General features: G+C 63.7%; 23 protein-coding genes. 14 read left to right on the forward strand and 9 right to left on the reverse strand.

Annotation, left to right across the window (positions count from 1 at the left end):
• The first annotated feature begins 18 nt into the window (after positions 1-18).
• The 3 genes from QMG84_RS09070 (at position 19) to QMG84_RS09080 (ending at position 3116) form a co-directional block, all read left to right on the forward strand.
• Positions 19-405, forward strand: coding sequence for a copper resistance CopC family protein (locus QMG84_RS09070; RefSeq protein WP_202071546.1), 387 nt, complete (start codon positions 19-21; stop codon positions 403-405).
• Between the two features lie 126 nt (positions 406-531).
• Positions 532-2457 carry a CopD family protein gene (locus QMG84_RS09075; protein ID WP_281927388.1) on the forward strand — a complete coding sequence of 642 codons (1926 nt, stop codon included), beginning with the start codon at positions 532-534 and terminating at the stop codon, positions 2455-2457.
• Between the two features lie 56 nt (positions 2458-2513).
• Positions 2514-3116 (forward strand): copper chaperone PCu(A)C, encoded by a 603-nt coding sequence (locus QMG84_RS09080; RefSeq protein WP_281927389.1) that lies wholly within the window; start codon positions 2514-2516, stop codon positions 3114-3116.
• 116 nt (positions 3117-3232) lie between these two features.
• On the opposite strand, the gene QMG84_RS09085 is transcribed toward QMG84_RS09080, so the two are convergent.
• Positions 3233-3460: a hypothetical protein gene (locus QMG84_RS09085; RefSeq protein WP_202071549.1), complete on the reverse strand. Its 228-nt coding sequence runs from the start codon at positions 3458-3460 to the stop codon at positions 3233-3235.
• A gap of 203 nt (positions 3461-3663) precedes the next feature.
• The gene (locus tag QMG84_RS09090; RefSeq protein WP_281927390.1) at positions 3664-4887 is read right to left on the reverse strand and encodes a glycosyltransferase family 87 protein; all 1224 of its coding nucleotides are present in this window, start codon (positions 4885-4887) and stop codon (positions 3664-3666) included.
• Between the two features lie 150 nt (positions 4888-5037).
• Here QMG84_RS09090 and QMG84_RS09095 point away from each other — a divergent pair, with 150 nt between their 5' ends.
• The 3 genes from QMG84_RS09095 to QMG84_RS09105 all read left to right on the forward strand — a co-directional run bounded on the left by QMG84_RS09095 (position 5038) and on the right by QMG84_RS09105 (position 7268).
• Entirely contained in the window at positions 5038-6240 is a 1203-nt protein-coding gene (locus tag QMG84_RS09095; RefSeq protein ID WP_202071551.1) for a pyridoxal phosphate-dependent aminotransferase, read from the forward strand.
• 256 nt (positions 6241-6496) lie between these two features.
• A complete protein-coding gene (locus QMG84_RS09100; RefSeq protein ID WP_281927393.1) occupies positions 6497-7024 on the forward strand; it encodes an SRPBCC family protein in 528 nt (175 codons plus the stop codon).
• 31 nt (positions 7025-7055) lie between these two features.
• Positions 7056-7268, forward strand: a complete 213-nt coding sequence (locus QMG84_RS09105; RefSeq protein ID WP_281927395.1) for a hypothetical protein — start codon at positions 7056-7058, stop codon at positions 7266-7268.
• Between the two features lie 62 nt (positions 7269-7330).
• Here the strand turns inward: QMG84_RS09105 and QMG84_RS09110 are convergent, their stop codons facing one another.
• Positions 7331-7927 carry a superoxide dismutase gene (locus QMG84_RS09110; RefSeq protein ID WP_202071554.1) on the reverse strand — a complete coding sequence of 199 codons (597 nt, stop codon included), beginning with the start codon at positions 7925-7927 and terminating at the stop codon, positions 7331-7333.
• A 162-nt stretch (positions 7928-8089) separates the two neighbouring features.
• Positions 8090-8701 carry a hypothetical protein gene (locus QMG84_RS09115; protein ID WP_281927398.1) on the reverse strand — a complete coding sequence of 204 codons (612 nt, stop codon included), beginning with the start codon at positions 8699-8701 and terminating at the stop codon, positions 8090-8092.
• 389 nt (positions 8702-9090) lie between these two features.
• Here QMG84_RS09115 and QMG84_RS09120 point away from each other — a divergent pair, with 389 nt between their 5' ends.
• Together QMG84_RS09120 and QMG84_RS09125 are read left to right on the forward strand one after the other, a co-directional pair.
• Complete coding sequence (locus QMG84_RS09120; protein WP_281927400.1) at positions 9091-9648, forward strand: hypothetical protein; 558 nt, start codon at positions 9091-9093, stop codon at positions 9646-9648.
• A 99-nt stretch (positions 9649-9747) separates the two neighbouring features.
• Positions 9748-10917: an acyl-CoA dehydrogenase family protein gene (locus QMG84_RS09125; protein ID WP_281927401.1), complete on the forward strand. Its 1170-nt coding sequence runs from the start codon at positions 9748-9750 to the stop codon at positions 10915-10917.
• A 184-nt stretch (positions 10918-11101) separates the two neighbouring features.
• Here QMG84_RS09125 and QMG84_RS09130 read toward each other — a convergent pair whose 3' ends face one another.
• The 3 genes from QMG84_RS09130 to QMG84_RS09140 are packed head-to-tail and all read right to left on the reverse strand — an operon-like array spanning position 11102 to position 13914.
• A complete protein-coding gene (locus tag QMG84_RS09130; protein WP_281927403.1) occupies positions 11102-12043 on the reverse strand; it encodes a CBS domain-containing protein in 942 nt (313 codons plus the stop codon).
• 22 nt (positions 12044-12065) lie between these two features.
• Entirely contained in the window at positions 12066-12863 is a 798-nt protein-coding gene (xth, locus tag QMG84_RS09135) for an exodeoxyribonuclease III (protein WP_281927405.1), read from the reverse strand.
• Position 12864: 1 nt separating this feature from the next.
• Positions 12865-13914, reverse strand: coding sequence for a YcjF family protein (locus QMG84_RS09140; protein ID WP_281927407.1), 1050 nt, complete (start codon positions 13912-13914; stop codon positions 12865-12867).
• 135 nt (positions 13915-14049) lie between these two features.
• Between QMG84_RS09140 and QMG84_RS09145 the strand changes: the two genes are divergently transcribed.
• From QMG84_RS09145 to dprA, 3 genes are all read left to right on the forward strand, one after another.
• Positions 14050-14301, forward strand: a complete 252-nt coding sequence (locus tag QMG84_RS09145; RefSeq protein ID WP_281927408.1) for a ribbon-helix-helix domain-containing protein — start codon at positions 14050-14052, stop codon at positions 14299-14301.
• Positions 14302-14676: 375 nt separating this feature from the next.
• Complete coding sequence (gene plsY / locus QMG84_RS09150; protein WP_281927410.1) at positions 14677-15267, forward strand: glycerol-3-phosphate 1-O-acyltransferase PlsY; 591 nt, start codon at positions 14677-14679, stop codon at positions 15265-15267.
• Entirely contained in the window at positions 15264-16499 is a 1236-nt protein-coding gene (gene dprA / locus QMG84_RS09155; protein ID WP_281927411.1) for a DNA-processing protein DprA, read from the forward strand. Before plsY ends, dprA begins: the two co-directional genes overlap by 4 nt.
• A 3-nt stretch (positions 16500-16502) precedes the next feature.
• Here the strand turns inward: dprA and QMG84_RS09160 are convergent, their stop codons facing one another.
• The gene (locus QMG84_RS09160) at positions 16503-16766 is read right to left on the reverse strand and encodes a hypothetical protein (protein WP_281927413.1); all 264 of its coding nucleotides are present in this window, start codon (positions 16764-16766) and stop codon (positions 16503-16505) included.
• Between the two features lie 200 nt (positions 16767-16966).
• Positions 16967-17440: a Holliday junction resolvase RuvX gene (ruvX, locus tag QMG84_RS09165; RefSeq protein ID WP_202071563.1), complete on the reverse strand. Its 474-nt coding sequence runs from the start codon at positions 17438-17440 to the stop codon at positions 16967-16969.
• Between the two features lie 126 nt (positions 17441-17566).
• On the opposite strand from ruvX, the gene gatC reads away from it, so the two are divergent.
• From gatC to QMG84_RS09180, 3 genes are read left to right on the forward strand one after another with little or no spacing between them, the layout of a single operon-like run.
• On the forward strand, positions 17567-17854 hold the full coding sequence (gene gatC / locus QMG84_RS09170) for an Asp-tRNA(Asn)/Glu-tRNA(Gln) amidotransferase subunit GatC (protein WP_281927414.1): 288 nt from the start codon (positions 17567-17569) through the stop codon (positions 17852-17854).
• A gap of 50 nt (positions 17855-17904) precedes the next feature.
• Positions 17905-19389: an Asp-tRNA(Asn)/Glu-tRNA(Gln) amidotransferase subunit GatA gene (gene gatA, locus QMG84_RS09175; protein ID WP_281927416.1), complete on the forward strand. Its 1485-nt coding sequence runs from the start codon at positions 17905-17907 to the stop codon at positions 19387-19389.
• The gene (locus QMG84_RS09180; protein WP_202071566.1) at positions 19389-19721 is read left to right on the forward strand and encodes a chorismate mutase; all 333 of its coding nucleotides are present in this window, start codon (positions 19389-19391) and stop codon (positions 19719-19721) included. The genes gatA and QMG84_RS09180 overlap by 1 nt, the downstream gene beginning before the upstream one ends.
• Positions 19722-19829: the final 108 nt, after the last annotated feature.

Here is a 19829-nt window from a genome sequence, read left to right on the forward strand (position 1 = left end):
AGCCCGGGAGGAAATCTCATGAAGGGACTGTTTATTTTCTCGCGGCGCGCCGCCATTTTCGCCGCCGCTTCGATGATCGCCGCAGGCGTCGTCGCGCCGGCGCGCGCGCATTCCTTCCTCGTCGAGGCGAACCCCTCCTCGAAGGACCACGTCGCGACGGCGCCCAAGACTGTCAAGCTGCGTTTCGGCGGCGGCGTGGAGCCGAAATATTCCAAGCTCAGCATCGAGGACGCCAGCGGAAAGGTGCTCGGCGAGGGCGCCAATGGCGTGCCCGACAAGCCGCGCGAGCTGTCGATGGACGCGCCGGAGCTCGCGGCCGGAAAATATGTCGTGCGCTACCGCGTGCTGTCGACCGACGGCCACATCGTCGAAGGAAGCTACGAGTTCACGGTCGATCCGAAGTAAGCGCTTCTCCTCTCGAGGCGCTCAATGTCGGGCGCGCCGGCTGACCAGCGCCGGCGGCCCTACGACCGGCCGCACAAGCGGCGTCCCTGAACGAAACGCGAAAGAGCCAAGGGGCGAGACCCGTCTATGTATCTTTCTCTGGCATTCATACGCTTTCTCGAGAGCGTCCCATCGGCGCTCGCGGTCGGTCTGCTGCTTCTGCCGCGGCTCATCGATGAGGATGGCGGACGCTTCAAGCCCTGGGTCGCCGCGGCGGCGGTTTTTCGCGCGCTGCTGGGTTTTGCGCTTCTCTATCTGACCGCCCGTGCGATTATTCCGGCGGAGCGGCCGATCGACGCCGCTGTGCTGCAGGAGTTCGCCTTCGGGACCAGCGTCGGCAAGGCGTGGGTCGGCACGCAGCTTCTCGCCTTTGTTTTTGCGGGAATGACGATCGCGCGCTTGTTCCGCGCGTCCGATCTCCTCGACCGTGTCACGCTCTGGACCGGCGTCGGCGTGCTCGCCGTCGTCTCGGTCACCGGCCACGCCATCGACGACGGTCTGCCGCTCTGGACGCAGCTCAGCTTCCTCCTGCACACGGCGGCGGGGCTCACCTGGCTCGGCGGGCTCTTCGGCCTGATCTGGTGGATGTTCACGGCGCATCACAAGCCGCCTCACCTTGCCGCCAAACTCGCGGAACGCTGGTCGAGGATCGCAAAGGTTGCGATTGCGCTCGTCGCCGTCACCGGCGTCGCCATGGCCTATGAGAATGTCGGCAGCGTGCCGAACATGCTCGCAACGCCCTATGGCCGCCTATTGACGCTGAAGCTCACTCTGCTCGTCGCCGTGCTGCTCTGCGCGCTCGCCATTGTGCGCTATATGCGCGCGCGCCCCATTGACGAATTCGACGTCGCCTGGGTCGGTAAGATCGGCAGCCTCGAGGCGGTTTTCGGCGTCGGCCTGCTGGCGATCGCCGGCTATATCGCCGTCATCACGCCGGCCTCGCATGAGACCGATCTTTATTGGCCGCTGCCGTTCCGTCTGTCTTACATCGCGACATGGGGGCAGAAGCCGGTCTTTCCGTCTGCGATCTGGTGGTGGGCCATCGGCTCTGGCGTTTTTGCGATTGCCGCCGCGCTCATCTGGTGGACGCCGGCGACCCGCGAGAAGCGTCTCTACGCCACGCCGGCGGCGACGATCGCCGCTCTGTTCTGCCTGGCGGTGTCCTTCTCCACCGAGGCCTATATCGACACCTACAACGATCCCACGCAGGATTTCACCGCCGAATCCGTTGCGCGCGCCATGTCGACCTTTCAGGAGAACTGCGTCGGCTGCCACGGTCCGATTGGCGAGGGCAACGGCCCCATGGCGAAGGATCTGAAGAACAAGGATGGCCTGCCGATCCAGCCGGCGGATCTCACCGCGCCGCATGTCGGCACGCATACGATCGGCGATATTTTCCACTGGCTGACGTTTGGCGGGCAGAGCGGCGTCATGCCGAGCTTCGCCCATGTGCTCGACGTCGATGATCGTTGGGATATGATCAACTATCTGTTGATGCTTTCCAGCACGAACCAGTCGCGCTTCATCGGGCCGCAGGCCATGGTTCAATGGCTGATCGCGCCGGATTTCGCGCTGATCGATCCGCAGGAGGAGGTGACGAGCCTCTTCAAGCTACGGGGTAAGCCGACGCTTTTGTCCTTCGCGCGCTGCACGGCGGGCGCCGACGGCGAAAAGGAGCTGGAGGCAAGTCTGTTGACTGCGGCAGGCGCGGCGAAATCGGCGGGCGTGAATCACGTCACCGTCTATAGCGGCGATTGCCCGGCGGCGGCGAAGGGTCGCGAGGCGCTTCACCCGGCGGCGGCGGAGAAAGCCTATTCGATCATCAACCGCTATCCCAACGTACCTTATACGAACGAAATTTCGCAGGCGCATTTCCTCATCGATCGCTCGGGCTATGTGCGCGCGCGATTCAAGCAGTTCGGCGAGGGCGACGGAAACACGACGCAATTCGCCGCACAGGCCGCGATGATGGCCAATGAGCCGCTGATCGAGATCAACCTGCACTCGCATTGAGGCGCAGGCGAGCTTTCGAGCCGGCAATCGAGCCGGCCGTTGAAAGGGAGAGAGACATGATCATCAAGCGGCGTGATCTTTTGGCGACAGGCGGCTCTTTGCTCGCCGGCGCCTTTCTTGGAGTCTTTGCCCCGGCCCGTTCGGCCAAAGCGCATGAATATGACGTCGGCAAGCTCAAAGTCGAGCACCCGTGGCTGCGCGTCCCGGCCGACGGCGAGAAGAACGCGACTTTCTACGCCTTCATTCACAATAGCGGCGACACGCCCGACAAGCTCGTCGGCGTGAAGGTTGAGAAGTTCGAGAAGGCGGTTATCCACGGCGACCCCAAGCATCTCGAGCTCGAGACGCCCGTGGTTCTCCCGCCCAAGTCGAAGACGACGCTCGCGCCGGGCGGCGTTTACGTGGCGCTGCTCGGCGCCAAGAAACATTTGGAGATCGGCTGGGGTCTCGAAATGACGCTCGTCTTCGAGAAGGCGGGCGAGGTCGTGATCGACGCCGCCATCGACGCGCCCGACGCCCAGCATGCGCATGACGCCGAGGCCATGGAGCGCTGGGAAAAGGCGCACAATAAGGACACGTCCGGGCCAAAGGATGCTGGCCACGACCATCACGGGCACGAGCATCATCACGACATGGATAAGTCGGATAAATCGCACTGACAGCGTGCTGCCGGGGAGGGCGAACAAACGCCCTTTCTCCGCCGCAGCGGCGGAACGCCCCAAAACAAACAACGCGCGCCCGGCGGCGCGCGTTTTACGTCGACAGTCTTGAACGCTCAGCGATCGACGCTGACGAGACGGCCGGAGAATCCGGGATTGTCGGCGATCGGCGCGTGGCCGTGAGTCGTGTTCAGCGGCAGCGCGAAGCCCAGCACGAAAGCGGCCGTGGCCATCGCTGCGACAAGCAGGATGGAGATGCGGAACTGTCGGCGAGCCGACTCGCGATCGAAGTGACGCGTGAACGCTGGTTCAATCTGATCGTCGAATTTATCAACGAGCGACATGGTTGTTACTTCCCCTGGGTGATCGCCCTCGCATTCCCCTTCCGCCTGGGCTCTCCCTCTGCGCCGCGGCGGCGACGGCGCAAAGTCATCCTGCTTGCGCCCTCCGGATAGAAACGAGCACAAGCCCGAAAAGTTGCATGGGGCTGTGGACAATTTCACAATTTTTTTAAATCGGGGTCCGAATGGGGTTTACGAGGTGGAAATCACCCGTGTTTCGGGTTCGGTTCCAGCTTCTGCGCCTCCATTTCTGGGGCCGTCCGCGCTGTCACAGCAAAGAGTAGGACGAGCGCTGCGACGCCGAACGGAATCCCGAGCGCCATAGCGGCCGGCCTTGCGACGAGCGGGGCGACATAAGCGAGCGCGAGCGCCGTTTTTTCGTAAGGGCGGAAGCCTTCGTCTATCCCGCGCGAGACGAGCAGAGCCATCGCCGGGGCGAGCGCCATCAGGTCGTAATCCAGTAGATAGGGCGTGGTGAGCAGCGTCGCTTCTATCGTGGCGGCGCCTTTGACCCTTGCGTCGGCGTTTGAACGCAGCACCCATATGAGGCAGGCGAGCGCGCAGAAGCTCGCCGATCCCTGCCAGAAATAGGCGGTCGAAATGTCGCCGCCGAGCAGCCGAACAGCGGCGAAGACGCTCTGGATTTTCTCGAAGCCGGGGCCGCCGTCCTCGACAACCCTGCGGGTGAAGCCGAGGCTTTCGAAAAAGGCGCGCCAGCTTGTTGCGCCGAAAGCCGTCAGGCTCATCGCGCTCATGACGGCGAGAGTCGCAGCGGCGCTCGCGAGCGCGCGCCAGTGGCGGTCAATGAGGAGCGCAAGCGGAAGGGCGAGGGCGAATTGCGGTTTATAGGCGAGAAGGGCGAAAAGCGCGCCGGCGACAAGCGGGCGCCGGTCGAGCAGCAGGAAGCCGCCGCCGAGTAACGCCGCGGTGAGGAAGCCGTTCTGGCCATGTCCGAGATTGACGATAACGGCGGGAAAGGCGAGGGCTGCGATCAACGCGTTGCGCCGGGCGACGCCGGATTTGCCCAGTATCGCGACGATGGGGATGAGATAGAGCGCGAGCGTTCCGGCCTGCCAGAGCGCGAGCGCCGGCAGATAGGGCAAAGTCGCGAAAAACGCGGCGAGCGCCAGGAAATAGGGCGGATAATGCCAGCCGAAGATTCCCGTCTCGGGGCCGAATTCTTTGCGCTGCGCCTCGGCGTGGCGCGTTATGTCGAACGGCGCCTCGGGATGGCCCGCGAGAACTTCCTGGCCCGCGACCCAAACCTGGCTGAAATCGGAACCGAGAGGGAGATTGTTCGGCCCAATGCGGTCATGGGAGGTCGCGATGGCTCCGACAATAGCGAGCAGGAAAATAGCGAGGAAGATAAGCGGGTAGACGCGCAGCCGCTCTGCAGTCAGCCAATCGCCGCTTCTGATTGTCCCCAGCATTCGCCACTCCCCCGACAGGGCGAGACCATAGTGGGCGCGGGTTAATGCGACGGAATCGCCCAGGGTGAGCGACGACCGCGGATTTTCATTGCCCGCCGCGGCCCCGCTAATTATGGTGCGATGCACACTCCCCCTACAGGACAGACGGAAATGACCTTTCTCGCCCACGCTCTCTCGCGCGTTAAGCCCTCCGCCACGATCGCCGTGACGCAGAAGGCGCGCGATTTGAAAGCGCAGGGCAGGGAGGTGATCAGCCTCTCGGTCGGCGAACCGGATTTCGACACGCCCGAGCACATCCGCAACGCCGGCAAGGCGGCGATCGACCGCGGCGAGACCCGCTACACGCCGGTGCTCGGCATTCCGCAGTTGCGCGAGGCCGTGGCCCGCAAGTTCAAGCGCGAGAACGGGCTCGACTACAAGGCCTCGGACACGATCGTCGCGACCGGCGGCAAGCACATTCTGTTCAACGCCTTTCTCGCCACCATCAACCCCGGCGACGAGGTGATCATCACCGCGCCCTATTGGGTGAGCTATCCGGAGATGGTCGCGATCTGCGGCGGCAAGAGCGTCTTTGTCGACACCAAGATGGAAGACGGCTTCAAGCTGCAGCCGGAGGCGCTCGAGGCCGCAATCACGCACAAGACGAAGTGGCTGGTGCTGAACTCGCCGTCGAACCCATCGGGCGCCGCTTACAGCTATGACGAGATGAAGAAGGTGACCGACGTGCTCTTGCGCCACCCGCAGGTGCATGTGCTCACCGACGACATCTATGAGCATCTCGTGTATGGCGACTTCAAATTCGTCACGCCGGCGCAGGTCGAGCCCAATCTGATCGAGCGCACGCTGACGATGAACGGCGTCTCCAAAGCCTACGCCATGACCGGCTGGCGCATCGGCTACGCCGCTGGACCGAGCAAGCTCATCAAGGCGATGGATCTTCTGCAGGGCCAGCAGACCTCGGGCGCCTGCTCGATTGCGCAATGGGCGGCGGTCGAGGCGCTCGACGGGCCGCAGGAGCATCTCGCGACCTTCCGCAAGGCGTTCCAGGAGCGGCGCGACCTCGTCGTCTCCATGCTCAATCAGGCGAAATATCTGAAGTGCCCGACGCCGGAAGGCGCTTTCTATGTCTTCCCGTCCTGCGCCGAGGCGATCGGCCGCAAGACGCCGGCGGGCAAGGTGATCGAGACCGACGAGGATTTCGTCACCGAGCTGCTCGAGGCCGAAGGCGTCGCCGTGGTGCATGGCTCGGCATTCGGCACGGGGCCGAATTTCCGCATTTCCTACGCGGCGTCGGCCCTGACGCTGGAGACGGCCTGCGAGAAGATCCAGTCCTTCTGCGCGAGCCTGAAGTAAGGTCGCGGATGTCGTTCCCGACGGGCCGAAGGCCCGATCGGGAATACTGCCCCAAAGCCGTGACATTGCTCTGGATTCCCAATCGCCCGCTTGCGCGGGCGTCGGGAGTGACCACGCGGTATCATTTTCGATTGGTTGAAAGACAGTCTCGCCGGCTTGCGTTCGCAAGCCACCCTAACTTTACGCTTTCGTTCGTAGCGCTCTAATATGAAGAAAAGCGCGGGCCTGTGAGCCTGCGCCTCAGGGGAGCGCCAAGATGACCCTTCTTTTCCTCGTTGCGCTCGCTCTTGTGAGCGGGCTCATCGCTTATATTTCCTTGCGACCGAATACGTTCAAAATCGTCCGCTCGGCGGTCGTGAATGCGCCGCCGGAGGCGATTTATCAGCGCATCAATGATCTGCACGCCTGGGAGGCCTGGTCGCCCTGGGCCAGGCTCGATCCCGCCGCAACCAACACATTCGACGGCTCGCCGCTCGGGCCCGGCGCCAGCATGAGCTGGTCTGGCAATAAAAAGGTTGGCGCGGGGAAGATGACGATAAAGGAAAGCAGCCAGAACGAGCGCATTCGTCTCAAGCTGGAATTCACCCGGCCGATGTCCGCGACCAATGAGGTGCAATTTGATCTCAAGCCGATCGGCGAGGCGAAGACCGAGGTCACTTGGGCGATGTCCGGCCACAATGAATTCATTGGCAAGGCCATGCATGTCTTCACGAACATGGACAAGATGGTCGGGGGACAGTTCGAGCAGGGCCTCGCCAATTTGAAGTCGCTCGTCGAGGCGTGACGGCGCCGTTTGCATCTCAGGAGAAGAGCCTATGAAAAAACTGTTTATCGCTGGACTTGGCGCCATGACTTTCGCTGCGACTCTGGCTGTCATGCCGCAAGAGGCGAGCGCCGCGGCCTGCGCGGTGGGGCGCTATCATGCCGGTTGCGTCGGCTATCGCGGAGCGGCCGTCGTGCATCGCGCTCCGGCGCGCGTCTGCCGCACCGTCTGGACCGGCCGCGTGCGCCGCACGGTCTGCTACTGATACTGACAAAAAATTAGGCGCGCGGCAGGCGTTCCGCCGCGCGCAAGAGATCGATCGCGCCCTTACTTGGCGGCGTCGAGCATTTCCTCGGCATGTTCCCAGTTCACGAGATGCTCGAGGAAGGTCTTGAGATAGTCGGCGCGGCGGTTGCGGTAGTCGATGTAGTAGGAATGCTCCCACACGTCGGCGACGAGCAGCGGCTGCGCGCCATGCACCAGCGGGCTCTCGGCGTTCGGGGTCTTGCGGATCGCAGCCTTGCCGTCCTTGAGCTCCAGCCACACCCAGCCCGAGCCGAACTGCGCCAGGCCTTCCTTCTGGAAGTCTTCCTTGAACTTGTCGACCGAGCCGAAGGAATCGACAATCAGCTTCTCGATCTTGCCCGGAATCGCGCCGCCGCCATTGGGCTTCATCCACTTCCAATAGTGGTGGTGGTTGTAGTGCTGGGCGGCATTGTTGAAGATCGGCGTGTTCTTGCCGAAGGAAGCGACAACCACCTCCTCGAGCGACTTGCCCTCGAACTCTGTGCCCTTGATCAAATTATTGAGGTTGGTGACATAGGTCGCATGGTGCTTGTCGTGATGATACTCGAACGACTCACGCGACAAATAAGGCTGCAGGGCGTCGTAAGCGTAGGGGAGATCTTCAAGCGTGAAGGACATCAATGCTCTCCTGAACAGGAATAGGGCTCGAGGGCCCCGCGGTTAACTAGACCCGGCGCCGCCGTGCGGCAACAAGCAATAAGGATTCCGTATAGAGGGCGCGTGACATGGAAAGACGGCCCGGCGGGGGCCGGGCCGTCAGCATTTGCGCGAGAGAGGAAATCAGGCGGGCTGGCTAGCCGCTTCCTCCTTGTATTTCTTGGACTTTGCCCGCAGGGCCACCACCATGACGGCGACGAGCGACACGAAGCCGACGCCGTAAAGGATGTATTCGATCAATCCCCAGAACGTATAGAGCCCCACCGAGAAGGGGAACTGCGACACGAACTCATTGCCGAGATCGTCGCGCACTGTGACGATTGCGACATAGTGGCCGGCATCCTTGAAATTATGTTCGAAGGTCATGATGCCGTTGCGATAGATTTTCGGCTCGAGCTTGAAGACGGTCGCCGCCGCCGCATTGCTCGCTTCCGTCGCATCGCCTTCGCTCTTGACGATGCGCACGCCCATGGCCATGTCGCGCAACTCGTCCGAGACGGCTTCGAGCGCGATCACGGTTGGACCGGTCTTGGCGACCGCCTCGCAAAACTCCTCTTCCTCGCCCGTGCGCTGATAGGCGATGAAATGCATGTTGCTGGGGCCGATCTTGAACACGCATTCATCCTGTTCGAGCTTCACGCCGCCATGCGCTAGCGCGCCTGTCGATGCAATGCCCAAAGCTCCGATAAGAGCCACAGCGGCGGCCCAAATCCGGCGCTTCGATAACCCCCTCATGTCCGTCTCCTAATCAGGTTGAGAACCGGCCGCTTGGTTCGACAGCGCCTGCGCCGTCGCCCGCCGCTCTCACGGCCAATACAAGAGCTTTGTGCGGGGCGTTGCTTTTACCATGCGTCATCAGGCCGCATGCTTACCAATACATGTAACTATATGAAATACAATAATTTACAATGTCAACAATGCAGCGCGCCTCCTGTCCGGACGATCAACATCTTGAACTGCAGTGCGTTAATGACCATATTAGTAGAAAAACCGTCTTCCCTCTGGCTTTGGGCATGAACGGCTTTCATAAGTATAGAAAGTATAGATTCGCGCGCGCCTTCCCGGCGACTTGCGCGCGGCCTCTCGGTATGTGCTAGAAGGGCGGCGACGACGATGGGAGCCGCATGAAGCGCAATCTTTCCGGATGGGGCGTGACAGCCGCTGGCCTGCTGCTTGCGGGCGGCGGGGCCTATGGAATGTGGGCCGGCTGGGACATGATCATGGTCGAGCGCGGCTGGAGCCTGTTTATCGCCGGCTCGGTCGCCTTGTCGGGCGGCGTGGTGACCACGGCGCTCGGTCGGGTCGTCGCCCATCTCGCCCGCTTCGGCGCGGTGACGGACCCCGCCGCGCAACCGGCCGCGCCCAAGCCAATTGAGGATGCGCCAGTTGAGGATGCGGCTCCTGTAGAGGCGGTTCAGGCGGAGATGTGGGCGAGCCCCGCTCCGGCGAAGCCCGAGCCTCCCAAGGCGAATGTCGTCACCGCCGAGCCGCCGCGGCCGGACTTCTCGTCCCTCTTGAGACCGCCGGCCGAAGAGCCGACGGAGGTCGACCGCTATACGGCGGGCGACTCGACCTATGTCATGATGTCCGACGGTTCGGTCGAGGTGCGCGGTCCCGAAGGCGCGCAGCGCTATCCCTCGCTCGCCGCCTTGAGGGCCGAGGCCGAGTCGCGACAGCGCTAACCTGCCTCGCTGTATGCGGCCATTGGCCGCCTCACGGCGCCTCGCCAGCGTCGCTATCCTGCCGCGATAACAACGACAAAATCGTCGCCGGGGAGGCATATGCCAGGGACGGATTCTCTTTTAGACGCTGTTCGGCGGATCGAGCCCATCATCCGCGAAAATGCTGCGGCGGCCGAGCGTGATCGCCGATTGTCGCCGCAAGCGGCAGCGGCGATGCGCGAGGCGGGCCTTTACCGACTCTGGCGGCCCAAGGCGCTCGGCGGGCTGGAAGTCGATCCCAAGACGGGTTTCCGCGTCATCGAGGAACTCGGCCGCATCGACAGCGCAGCAAGCTGGAATTTGCAGGTGTCGATCGCCCACGACCTTTTCGGGCCATGGTTCCCCGACGACGCCGCGCGCGAAATCTTTGGGGGCGACGCCATCGTCGTCGGCGGCCAGCAGCCGGCGCGTCGGGCAGTTCCCGTGGCGGGCGGCTATCTTCTTTCGGGCGGCACGCCTTTTGTCAGCGGCGCACATCAGGCGACCGCTTATCTGGGCTATGCCAACATCGTTGAGGATGGCGATCTGTGCCGTAACGCCGACGGCGCGCCGGAAACGCTTTTGGTCGCCTGCTCGGCGAAAGACGCGACGATCGTCGACAACTGGAACGTCTTCGGCATGCGGGGGACGGGCAGTCATGATGTCGACGTGCATGACGCATTCGTCCCCGCCAATTGGGCCGTTCCTTGGGAGCCGCTGCGCAAACCGGGCAGCGCCTATGACGGGCCGCTCTATCGCCTGACAGTCTGGCCGGCGATCGCCGCGCTGACGCCGCCAGCGCTCGGCATCGCCCGGGCGGCCATCGACGAGGCGATCGCGCTCATCACGAAAAAGACGCCAGCTTTTGGCGCAAAGAAGCTGGAGGACAACGGCGTCGTGCAGTCCCAACTGGCGCGCGCGGAAGCGAGGCTCGGCGCCGGACGCGCCTTCTTCTATCAGACGTTTGAAGAGGCCTATGCGCAAGCGGTCGCGGGCCAGCCAATCGATACAAAAATAAAGGGGAGATTGCAGCTCGCCATCACCCACGCCATGCTCGAAGCCACGGCGGCGGTGGACATCGTGCATGAGATTGTCGGCGCCTCCGGCATACGTGAGGAGTTTCGTTTCGCGCAGCATTTCCGCGATGTCCACGTCATCACGCAGCACGGCTTCATCAACGCCGCGAAACTGCAGCCGGTCGGGCAGATCATGCTGGGCCTTGCGCCCGACTGGCCATTCTTCGCGTTTTGACGTTTGATCAGCTCGCATTGGGAAAATGTCATTCCCGGCGGGCTGAAAGCCCGACCGGGAATCCAGAGCCACAAAAGCGCTGGTTTGGCTCTGGATTCCCGATCGCTCGCTCAAGCGAGCGTCGGGAATGACACCGGCCCAACAAGCGGATCTCGAAAGTCTATCAACTTTTGCGGAATGCGCTCTAAGTCCGCTTGCCCCACATCAGAAACAGCGCCGCATCGCCGGGCAGGCCCTCGGGAAAATCGACGATCTGCGCGGCAATTTTGAAGCCGCGCGGCTGCAGCTCGTTGCGCCAGCGCTTGAAGACATCAGCCGGCTCGCCGCGCAGCGTTTCCGGCCAGTGCGAGTCGGGCGCGTTGATCGCGCGCCCGCCATCGAGGCAGAGCTGGGCCGGAAATCGGATGAGCATGTGCTCGGTTAGGCCCGAGGCGGCGGCGCGGCGGGCCTGAGAAACCATCTCGCGCCATTGCCCTTCGGTGAGGCGCTGGGCGGCGAGCTCCTTGATGCGCTGCTCGCGCAATTCCAACATGGCGCGGTGGCGGTCGTCGCGCTCCTTATCGAGCTGGCGCTCATGCGCGGCGACGAGATCGCGAAACTCTTCGGCTGTTGCGATGTCGCAGGCTTCCGGTTCGCGTCGCGTTTCCGAAAGGATGGATTTGGGCTGGCTGAGAACGTCCTGCTGTTGTGGGTGTTTGCGCTCGGAGAGCGCGTGCAGCACTTCGCGGCGCAAGAGCACGCCGATGATTTTGTGGCCGTCGACCACCGGCGCGCGTTTGAGATGATGCTCCTGCATCACTTTCGCGATGTCGGAAAGCTTGGCGCCGCTGGGGACGGAGATCGCGGGCGCCGTCATCACCTCGCGCAGCGCCCGGCCATTCGAGCGGAAGGGCGCGTTACGCCGGTTTTGCAGCAAGAACGCCGGAATGGGCCCGAGACCGGCGTCGGGGAGAGGGCGCGCCTTTTCGAGATTGCTGCGCGTGACGATCCCGATCGGCGCCAACTGCTCGTCGACGACGGGCACAACGCCGACCTCGCATTCCGAAAGAAGCTTCGCGACGTAATCGAGGTCCGCATCCGCCGTGACAAAAGGAAAATGCCGCGTCATCAACTCGCGCGCAATCATCTGGCCTCCCGTCGCTGCGCCGTTACTCCGACAACTCTATCGTCACCGGCACATGATCGGACGGACGCTCCCAGCCGCGCGCCTCGGTAAGCACTTCGAGCTTTCCGAGCGCGCCGCCGAGCGCTTCGCTCACCAGAATATGGTCAAGGCGCCGGCCGCGGTTCGAGGCCGCCCAATCCGCCGCACGATAGCTCCACCATGTGTAAAGTTTTTCTTCCGCCGGCACGAAATGGCGCATGGCGTCGACCCAATTGCCAGCGCGGACGACATTGGTGAGCTTCTCGACCTCGATCGGCGTGTGGCTGACGACTTTCAGCAGCGCCTTGTGGCTCCAGACGTCATGCTCCAGCGGCGCGATGTTGAGATCGCCGACGAGCATCACGCGGCCCTTCGCGGCGCCGTTTTCGCCCCATTCTGTCATCTCGTCGAGAAAACCGAGCTTATGCGCAAACTTCGGATTGATCTCGACGTCGGGCTCGTCGCCTCCGGCAGGCACATAGAAATTATGCAGCGTGATCGGCCCACCCGCGCCCTCGACCTCGACGGCGATATGACGGGCGTCGCCCTTTTCGCAGAAGTCGCGCTTCTCGATCAGCCGCAGCGGCTTTTTCGAGACGACGGCGACGCCGTGATAGCCCTTCTGTCCATTGATGGCGGCGTGCTTATAGCCGAGCGCGGTGAAATCCTTCATGGGGAATTCCGCGTCGCGGCATTTGGTTTCCTGCAGGCAGAGAACGTCGGGCGCCTTGTCTTTCAGGAGTTGCGCGACGAGCGGCATGCGCAGCCGCACCGAATTAATGTTCCACGTCGTAATCTTCAATTTATTGAGCCTTGGTCTTGTCGCCACTGAACAGGAAAGGCGCGACGTCCTTCACGCCGGGCTGTTTCTCGGTGACGAAGGGAGTAGGGCGGCACACCGCCATGGCGGAGAGGCCGACGCGCGCCGTGAGCAGGCCGTTGAGCACGCCCTCGCCGAGCTTTGCGGAAAGACGCGCGGCGACGCCATAGCCCAACACCTGCTGCAACAGCGTGTCGCCGACGGCGACCGTGCCGGTAATGGCAAGATGCGCGCCAACGGAGCGCGCGAGCTTGAAGAAACCGAGAAGGCCGGGGCGGCCGCCATAGATTTCGGCGATGCGCCGCATCAGCATGATGGCCTGGCCGGCGACGAAAATAACATCGAGGATGGCGCGCGGACTGATCGCCGTCACAACGGAAACGCGCTTGGCGGCGGCGGCGATTTCGCGACGCGCAATCTCGTCGAGCGGCGCCACGAGACTGCGTTCGGCGAGATCGACGAGGTCTTTGCCGTCGATAATCTGCTTCACATAGTCGGCGACGAGGGCGCGCGGGCGGGCGAGCTCGGCGCGGCTCTCGTAAAGCTTGCAAAGGTCCAGCACGCGCGTGCGCGCGGCGGCGACGTCGTCGGCCGTGCGCGCGGCGGCGAGGTCGGCGTGCAGCTTGGCGACGTGGTTTTGCAGCAGGATGGCGCGGATTTCACGCGCGACGAAGAGCAGCGCCGTCAGTGCGGCGGCCGACGCGAGCGCGAGGCCGATCGTCCCGAGAATGGGCGAACGGGCGAAGAGATCTTCGACGAAGTTCCAGATCCAGACGCTGAGCGCGAGCGTGATCAGACCGGTGAGAGCCGACAGGAAAACGCCGCCAGAGGAGAAAACATAGCGATCGAGGAAGCCCTTAGCGCGGACGGCCTCGACCGCCTCTTCGCCACCCTGCGCGACGTCGGCGAGCTCGGCGGCTTGCGCGAAAATATCGGCCTCCTCCTCGACCTGCGGCGCGGGCTTGGAGGTCACGGTCTCGTCGCCATTGAGGCGGAAGGCGCGCGGGCGGGGTCTGCGCTCTGAATCGCTCATGTGTTCGGTCCGGGCTTCGACCCCTCCCTTTAACGCTTCCGGCGGCAAAACGGGAGCGGGATGATGACGAGACACGCGAGTCGATTTTTTCGCGCGCGAGAACTATCCTCTTTGGCGGAAACCGGAGCTGGCAAAATGTCCAAACGGCCACAAACGCGGACAATCGATCTAAGCTTGGAAGAGGCGCGTTTCGTGGACGCAAAAGTCGCCTCCGGGGCTTATGCATCGACGAGCGACGTCGTTTGCGACGCGCTAGAGGCTTTGGCGGAGCGCGACGCCCGGCTCGAAGAGTGGCTAACCCGAGACGTAGCTTCGGTTTACGACCAAATGAAGTCCCAGCCTCAGACTGCTATCCCCGCAGAGGAGGTTTTCGCGGGCCTCCGCTAACTGTTGCGGTTCTGCGCCTCTTTTACGAAGGGCGAGACTGGAACCGGCATTTTCGCGTTGGGCGTCTACCGTCTCCGTTTGAACAGCTCGGATTGCTATTTTAATCCAGAGCCACAAGAGCGCTAGTTTTGCCCGACCGCCGTCATTGCGAGCGAAGCGAAGCAATCCAGGGCGGCGATGCGGCGCTGGATTGCTTCGTCGGCTCCGCCTCCTCGCAATGACGGCGGTGATTTCCTCGTGTCCAAAGGCCGAGCGTCGGTGATGGCGCCGAACCAATCGAGCGGATCTCGTATCAGGTTGCAGCCCCGCCGCGCCTCCGTTAGCATCTGCGGCGCCTCCGCCCGCGCTTCTCGAGAACAGGTTTCAGCGTTTCCGATGTCCTTCCCGCCCGACGCGTTTGCGCTCATTCTCGGTTACCTCCTCGGCTCCATCCCCTTCGGCTTGGTGCTCACGCGCCTCGCTGGCACCACCGACATTCGCGGCATTGGGTCGGGCAATATCGGCGCGACCAATGTCCTGCGCACCGGCCGCAAAGACCTCGCGGCGGCGACGCTCGTTCTCGATGCGATCAAAGGAACGGCCGCCGTGCTCATCGGCGCCGATCTCTCGCCCGAAGGCGCCATAATCGCGGGCTTCGCGGCCTTTGTCGGGCATATCGCGCCGGTCTGGCTGCAGTTCAAAGGCGGCAAGGGCGTCGCGACATTCTTTGGGTGCCTTTTCGGCCTGCATTGGCCAGTGGGGCTCGCCTTTTGCGTCATATGGCTCTCGGTCGCGGCGATCACCCGCTATTCGTCGCTTTCGGCGCTTGTCGCCAGCGCCGCGGCGCCGCTGCTCTTGCTGTTCCTCGGCCATGGCGGCGAAGCCCTCGTCGTCGGCGCCATGGCGGCCTTGCTTTGGCGCAAGCACGCGGAGAACATCGCCCGCCTGCGCGCCGGCACGGAAAGCCGCATCGGCCAAAAAGCTTGAGCGGGGCGCGGCTCAGCGACGAGCAGCTCGTCGACTGGCTGCGCCTCATCCGCAGTGAAAATATCGGTCCGCGCACCTTTCTGGCGCTGGTCAACCGCTTCGGCGGCGCCGGCGCGGCGTTGGAGGCCTTGCCGGCGCTCGCCGCCAAGTCGCTGCGTGGGCGCGCGATCCGCATTGCGCCGCGCGACGACATCCTGCGTGAGATGGACGCCGCGGCGAGAATGGGCGTGCGTTTCATCCCGATTTGCGACGGCGACTATCCGTTGCTTCTGCGCGAAATCCCGGACGCGCCGCCGGTCCTTTCCATCCGCGGCGCCGCCGAGACCATGCAGCGTGACGGGGTGGCGCTCGTCGGTTCGCGCAATGCGTCAATCGCCGGCCTCGCCTTCGCCGAGAGACTGGCCCGTGGCCTGGGACGGGAGGGCTATGTGATTGTCTCCGGCCTCGCGAGGGGAATCGACGCTGCCGCGCATCGCGCGAGCCTCGAAACCGGCACCATCGCCGTCCTCGCGGGCGGGCAGGCCCGCCCTTATCCGTCCGAACATGAAAAGCTCGTCGCCCAGATCGCAGAACGCGGACTTCTCGTTTCGGAAATGCCGATTGAATGGGAGCCGCGCGGCCGCGATTTTCCACGCCGCAACCGCATCATTTCCGGGCTGAGCCGCGCGACGGTCGTGGTCGAGGCGGCGCGCCGCTCGGGCTCGCTGATCACCGCGCGTTTCGCCAATGAGCAGGGCCGGGAGATCTTCGCGGTTCCAGGTTCGCCGCTCGATCCGCGCGCGGAGGGGACGAATGATCTGCTGCGCCAGGGGGCGACCCTGTGCGCGCGGCCGGAAGACGTCGTCGACGCTTTGGCGGCGGGCGGCGGCGGAGGATCGGCGGGGTCGCTTTTCGACATGGCCGGCGGAGCCGATCAAGGGCCGTTCTTCGAAGAATTCGAGGCCTTGTTCGAGCAGGAGCAAATTGCTTCTGGCAATTTCGCGCTTAGCCAACCCGCTGCTGACGCGCGCGAGCATTTGCCGGACGCGGACGCGAATTATGCTGAGCTCACCGACCCGCGTGAGCGCGTTATGTCGCTTCTCGGACCGGCGCCGGTGGCGATCGACGACCTCATTCGGACCGCCGGCCTATCGGCGCGCGACGTGCAGGGCGCGCTGGTCGAACTCGATCTTGAAGGCCGCCTGGAGCGGCATGGCGCGAATTGCGTCGCGCTCGTCGGCAACCGAAAGTAGGAGCTACTCTTCCGGCTCGATCGCGCGCTCGCGCTCGCCAATCTCGCGCGAATGCGTCTCGGCTTCGACGCGGGCGAGGTTCAGGAAATAGGCGACCATCGGCATTTCGGATCGTCCGGCCAATTGCGAAAGCTCGGAGGCCATGTCGGCGATATAGCTCGCCAATGCGGCCGCGTCTTCCTCGGCGCGCCGCTCGGGCGTTTCGGCTTCGCCCGCCTTTTTCCCTGCATGGGATGCGGGCGGGATAGGCGCAGTAGAACGAGCCATTCAGTTTGCCTCCCGCCGACGCAGCGCCTCTGCGAAGGTAATTAAAACTCGACCTTGACGTGTCTTTTTCTTAAAGCGCAGCCTATGGATGTCAAGTTTCAGTTTTCGCGGAAGAGTTGCATACATACAATCGGGGTCGCGTCTTGAATAAACTCTAGCGCTCGACCTTTGGCCTGCAATAGCGCCGCGAGCGTAAACATTCAGTCGAGGCGCGACAGCCGGTCGAGCGCCCCTTGCAGAATATAGGCCGCCGCCATGCGATCGACGACCTCGGCTCTCTTGGCCCGGGAGGCGTCCTGGGCGATAAGCTCGCGGGTGACGGCGGCGGTGGAGAGGCGCTCGTCCCAGAAGGCGAAGGGCAGGGACGTCAGCTTACGCAGATTTCTCATGAAAGCGCGGGTCGCCTGGGCGCGCGGACCCTCCGTGCCGTCCATATTGAGGGGCAGGCCGAAGATCAGCGCCTGGACGTCGAAGTCGGCGGCGCGTTTCAGGAGCGCGTCCGCGTCGGTCGAAAATTTCACCCGCCGGATGGTGTCGAGCGGCGAGGCGAGGCGGCGCTCGACGTCGGAGAGCGCAAGGCCGATGGTTTTGGTCCCGAGATCGAGGCCCATCAGCCGGCCTTTTGGGGGCAGGGCGCCTCCCAGCTCTTCGATCGTCGCGATCTTATTGCTCATGCTCTCCGCGCTACCATGCCGTCGGCTCAGGATAAACTCCCGCCCCTCTCTTTATCCACCCGCATTGCGCCCCTGCGCCCCAAGCGCTATAGCGCCGTAACAGGTTCATCCCGGCGGAGCTCTCAAATGTCTGTCGATTCCGCGGTGGTTCGCCGCATCGCCCATCTTTCGCGCATCGCCGTCGACGAGAACGAGGTCGAGCGCCTGCGCGGCGAGATCAACGCCATTCTCCATTTCGTCGAGACGCTGAGCGAAGTGGATGTCGAAGGCGTCGAGCCGATTGCGTCGGTTCTGCCGATGCAAATGAAAAAGCGCGTCGACGTGGTCACGGACGGCGGCATCGCTGAGGACGTTCTCGTCAATGCGCCGGCCAAGGAAGATCACTACTTCGTCGTGCCCAAGGTGATCGAGTAAAATCGTCGCCCCGGCCGAAACGTCCCGCTCCTTATATATAAAGAGACTCGATGTCCGATCTCATCCATCTCACTCTCGCCGACGCGCGCGATGCGCTGAAGTCGAAGAAAATCTCGGCCGTCGAACTGACCAAGGCGCATCTTTCCGCCATGGAGAGCGCGCGGCTTCTCAACTGCTTCATCACCGAGACGCCCGATCTCGCGATGAAGCAGGCGCAGGCGAGCGACGCGCGGCTTGCGGGGGGCCAAGCAGGCCCGCTCGAAGGTCTGCCCCTCGGCATAAAAGATCTCTACTGCTCGAAGGGCGTGCGCACGACGGCGGCGAGCCGCATCCTCGATGATTTCACGCCCACTTATGAATCGACGGTTTCGGCCAATCTGCTGCGCGACGGCGCGGTGACGCTCGGCAAGCTCAATCTCGACGAATTCGCCATGGGCTCGTCCAATGAGACGAGCGCTTTCGGTCCGGTGATATCGCCGTGGAAACGCAAGGGCGATCCCGACGCCAAGATCGTTCCCGGCGGTTCTTCGGGCGGCTCTTCCGCGGCTGTCGCGGCGCGTTTGTGCCTCGGCGCCACGGCGACCGACACGGGCGGCTCGATCCGCCAACCAGCGGCGTTCACCGGCACGGTCGGCATCAAGCCGACCTATGGCCGCTGCTCGCGCTGGGGCATCGTCGCCTTCGCGTCGTCGCTCGATCAGGCCGGGCCGATCACGCGCACGGTACGCGATGCGGCGATCATGCTGCGCTCCATGGCGGGGCATGATCCGAAAGACACGACGAGCGTCGATGCGCCTGTGCCGGATTACGAAGCGGCGATCGGCGCCTCGGTGAAGGGCCGCCGCATCGGCGTGCCGAAGGAATATCGCCTCGACGGCATCTCGGCCGAGATTGCCGCCTTTTGGGACCAGGGCGTCCAATGGCTGAAGGACGCGGGCGCCGAGATTGTCGAAATCTCTCTGCCGCACACGAAATACGCGCTCCCGACCTATTACATCATCGCGCCGGCGGAAGCCTCGTCGAACCTCGCGCGCTACGACGGCGTGCGCTACGGGCTGCGCGAGCAGGGCCGCGACATCATCGACATGTATGAGAAGACCCGCGCCAAGGGCTTCGGCGCGGAGGTGCGCAGGCGCATCATGATCGGCACCTATGTGCTGTCGGCCGGCTATTACGACGCTTATTATGTGCGCGCGCAGAAGGTGCGCAGCCTCATCAAGCACGATTTCGATCAGGCTTTCGCGGCTGGGGTCGACGCCGTGCTGACGCCGGCGACGCCATCGACCGCCTTTGCGCAAGGCGAGCAGGGCTCGACCGACCCGGTCGAAATGTATCTCAACGACGTCTTCACGGTGACGGTGAACATGGCGGGACTGCCGGGCATCGCCGTGCCGGGCGGGCTCGCGGCCAACGGCCTGCCGCTCGGTCTGCAGCTCATCGGCCGCCCGTTCGACGAAGAGACGTTGTTCTCGCTCGCGCATGCGCTCGAGCAGGCGGCGCCGAAATTCGACTTCCCCGAACCGTGGTGGCGCTAATGAACAAGGCCGCCGCGGAGCCAAACATCGACGCGATGCGGGACGAAATGTCCGACGTGCGCCGTGTCATCGACGCGCTCGACGATGAACTCGTCGCGCTGCTCGCCAAGCGCCAGCGCCAGATCGAGCGCGCCGCGAAAGTAAAGCCGGCGCTCGGCGTTCCGGCGCGCGTGCCGGACCGTGTGGACGAAGTGCTGGCGCGCGTGCTCGGCGCCGCGCGGCGCGAGGGGCTCTCGGTCGAGGTCGCCATGAATCTATGGACGGCGATCATCGAGTGGTCGATTTCCTATGAGGAGCGGCTGATGGGGGATCGGGCGCCGAAGGGGGAGTGAGCCCCTGCGACTGACGCCCGGCGTTGCAGAGAGGTCGCCTGCTCGTTATCTTCATTTCGGATAACCGGAGGCGCGCTCCATGTCGGACATCCTTCTGCATGACGTCTC

It is taken from the genome of Methylocystis iwaonis (assembly GCF_027925385.1).
Classification (GTDB): Bacteria; Pseudomonadota; Alphaproteobacteria; order Rhizobiales; family Beijerinckiaceae; genus Methylocystis; species Methylocystis iwaonis.